At 71.6% G+C, this 1,893-nt stretch carries 1 protein-coding gene and 1 pseudogene; both read left to right on the top strand.

Annotation, left to right across the window (positions count from 1 at the left end; all coding sequences use genetic code 11):
* Positions 1 to 93: 93 nt before the first annotated feature.
* A pseudogene (locus ACFWP5_RS52360) lies at positions 94 to 426 on the top strand (AAA family ATPase); the annotation flags it as partial.
* Complete coding sequence (locus tag ACFWP5_RS52355) at positions 426 to 1,736, top strand: DUF58 domain-containing protein (RefSeq protein WP_384174519.1); 1,311 nt, start codon at positions 426 to 428, stop codon at positions 1,734 to 1,736. The pseudogene ACFWP5_RS52360 and the gene ACFWP5_RS52355, both read left to right, overlap by 1 nt.
* The last annotated feature ends 157 nt before the right edge of the window (positions 1,737 to 1,893 follow it).

Here is a 1,893-nt window from a genome sequence, read left to right as displayed (position 1 = left end):
ATCCGGTGCAGGCCCTGAAGGAGATGAAGCGGGTGTCCAAGCCGGGCGGGTTCATCGCCGCCCGCGACGCGGACTACGCGGTGATGACCTGGTACGGCCGACCTCGAAGCAGCCCGCGCGGCCGTCGCCAAGACGACGATCTCCCCCGAAATCACCGCCTACGTAGTCGACATCTGCCGCGCCACCCGCGAATCGCCGTCCCTCACCCTCGGCGTGTCCCCGCGCGGCGCCACCGCCCTCCTGGCCACCTCGCGCGCGTGGGCCTGGCTCACAGGCCGCGACTACGTCATCCCCGACGACGTGAAGGCCCTGGCGCTCCCCACCCTCCGCCACCGCGTACAGCTGCGCCCCGAGGCCGAGATGGAGGGCGTGACGGCGGACTCCGTGATCAACGCGATCCTCGCCCACGTCCCGGTCCCCCGCTGATGGCCCTCACCGGACGCGCCGCCCTCCTCGCCGCCCTGGGCTCCCTCCCCGTAGGCATCTGGGAACCCAGCTGGACGGGCATCCTGGCCGTCAACGCCCCCCTGGCGGTGGCCTGTGCCTGCGACTTCGCCCTGGCCGCCCCCGTACGCCGCCTGAGCCTGACCCGCTCGGGCAACACCTCCGTACGCCTGGGCGAATCAGCCGACGTCACCCTGACGGTCACCAACCCGTCCCGACGCCCGCTCCGCGCCCGCATCCGCGACGCCTGGCCCCCCAGCAGCTGGCTCCCCAGCACCGAATTCGCCGCCTCCCGCCACCGCCTGACGGTCCCGCCCGGAGAACGCCGCCGCCTCACCACCCGCCTACGCCCCACCCGCCGCGGCGACCGCCACGCAGACCGAGTGACCATCCGTTCCTATGGCCCCCTCAGCCTCCTCACCCGCCAGGGCACCCACGCGGTCCCCTGGGCGGTCCGCGTCCTGCCCCCGTTCACCAGCCGCAAGCACCTCCCCTCGAAACTCGCCCGACTACGCGAACTCGACGGCCGCACCAGCGTGCTGACCCGCGGCGAAGGCACGGAATTCGACAGCTTGCGCGAGTACGTCCCCGGCGACGACACCCGCTCCATCGACTGGCGCGCCACCGCCCGCCAGACCACGGTCGCGGTACGCACGTGGCGCCCCGAACGCGACCGCCACATCCTCCTCGTCCTCGACACCGGCCGCACCTCAGCGGGCCGCGTCGGCGACGCCCCCCGCCTCGACGCCTCCATGGACGCCGCCCTGCTCCTGGCAGCCTTGGCGTCCCGCGCCGGCGACCGCGTGGACCTCCTCGCCTACGACCGCCGGGTCCGCGCCCTCGTCCAGGGCCGCACGGCACGCGACGTACTCCCGTCACTGGTCAACGCGATGGCGACCCTCGAACCGGAACTGGTCGAAACGGACGCCCGAGGCCTGGCAGCCACCGCGATCCGCACGGCACCCCGCCGCTCCCTGATCGTCCTGCTGACCAGCCTCGACACGGCCCCGGTCGAAGAGGGCCTGCTCCCCGTCCTCGCCCAACTCACCCAGCGCCACACAGTTCTGGTGGCATCCGTGGCAGATCCCCACATCGCCCGCATGGCCACGGCCCGTGGAAACACGGAGGCGGTCTACGAGGCGGCAGCTGCGGCACGCGCCCAGACCGAACGCGACCGCACCTCGGAAAAACTCCGCCGGGCCGGCGTCACCATCGTCGACGCGACACCGGACGATCTCGCGCCGGCACTGGCGGACGCATATCTGGCCCTCAAGAGTGCGGGACGCCTCTAATACACGCCTGCAATACGGGGCCTGCTTGAAAAAGCAGAGCCCAGCCCTTTGCAGGACCCCCTAAACGCAGAAAACCCCCGTACCGGATTAACGGTACGGGGGTTTTCGCAATATTTGTTCGGCGGTGTCCTACTCTCCCACAGGGTCCCCCCTGCAG

The sequence above is a fragment of the Streptomyces sp. NPDC058469 genome (genome assembly GCF_042721125.1).
Classification (GTDB): Bacteria; Actinomycetota; Actinomycetes; order Streptomycetales; family Streptomycetaceae; genus Streptomyces.
This window is presented reverse-complemented; position numbering and strand designations above follow the sequence as displayed.

Bases quoted from the DNA above. Each gene is read 5' to 3' on its own strand.
- ACFWP5_RS52355 (WP_384174519.1), top strand. From the start codon at position 426: ATGGCCCTCACCGGACGCGCCGCCCTCCTCGCCGCCCTGGGCTCCCTC.